This is a genomic window from Desulfovibrio legallii, from assembly GCF_004309735.1.
In the GTDB taxonomy this organism is placed as follows: Bacteria; Desulfobacterota; Desulfovibrionia; order Desulfovibrionales; family Desulfovibrionaceae; genus Desulfovibrio; species Desulfovibrio legallii.
In genome coordinates this window covers 1-1209 of the sequence record NZ_SIXC01000028.1, presented here as the reverse complement: position 1 = coordinate 1209, position 1209 = coordinate 1, and the positions used below count along the sequence as shown (strand labels likewise).

Genomic DNA, 1209 nt, shown 5'->3' with positions numbered 1-1209 from the left:
GATGGAAACCTTCTGTAATGCCGTTATTCCGAGTAAAACGGAACATTCTGGCCACTTCTTCCCGCCAATTATGCAACGTCTTGCCCAGGGTGCGCAACGGCGCGAAGGGTGTTTTTCGAAGTTGATCAATTTTATTCAATAATTCAGCAACATATCTGCGGCAGGAATCGACGTTTTGCGCCCGGACACGCAATAAATCCGCGGTTTCATGCAAAAACTCGTACAGCGATTCAATGTCTGGTCTGGCGGCAAAGTATGTTCGTAGTCGCTCTTTTTGGGCGTCTGTTAATCGATCTCTGCGGGTCAGTAAAATACGCATCATGCCGCCGCGCCCATGAGCAAGATGTTTTTCATCAATTTCTTTGCATAGCTCTGAAAAGTGCTGATTCACCAGCCTGATAACATGAAACCTGTCCGCAACAATGCGCGCATTGGGAAACCATTCCCGCACTAGTCGGCGATACGCAGAATTCATATCAATACAGACCATTTTTACCTTATGACGGCCTTGCAGCGACTGCAAAAAATCGCGCATATCGGCGGCGCTGCGCCCCTTAACCACATCAAAGACCCTACGCCGGGCCAAATCGCAAAACGTGGTTGCAAAGCCCTGTCTGCGCGTGAATCGGTGCTCATCAATCCCTAGAATGCGCGGGCAGGTGCGATTTACCCAGTGGCTGCTCGTGTGCTGCATCATCTGGTGGTAGTAGCGCTCCACGCTGGCTACGCCTATGCGGTGTTCGTTGGCGATTTCCTTGCAGGAAATGCCTTTGTTATATGCCTGAAAAATATTGCGCTTGAGCAGTTCTGTTGTTCTGCTCCACACTTTTATACCTGCAAGCCTGGTATTAAAATATCTACCGCAGCTTTCACATCGGTATTTATGGCAACGAACCAACAACCGAGACGCCCTTCCATGAATGGAAATATTCCGGATTGACCTCCAGAATGAGTCCTTTATGCGTAGCTTTTCGCATGCGCAGTGTGGGCAAGAGTTCTTGCCAGTCCACTTGGCCTCAAACACCGGGGGAACGTGACTGACCACTTTTTCGATTGCAAAATCCCGCAAGCCAATTAAGAATCTTTCCACAGGGCCTTCTCTTTTTTCTTTGGTCGGAAAATAAAGGTTGCCCTGGTGGGCATACCGGCTTTGCTTGGTATGCCCATTTTTTCTTGGGGACGCTATGCCCCCGTCTTTGAGGTAGAGCC

Annotated in this window: 1 protein-coding gene; it reads right to left on the bottom strand. The window is 49.4% G+C overall.

The window, feature by feature from the left end; genetic code table 11:
* Nucleotides 1-1024, bottom strand: a 1024-nt coding sequence (locus EB812_RS11575) for an ISL3 family transposase (RefSeq protein ID WP_242621285.1), incomplete at its 3' end; no start/stop codon positions are given.
* Between the last annotated feature and the right edge of the window lie 185 nt (nucleotides 1025-1209).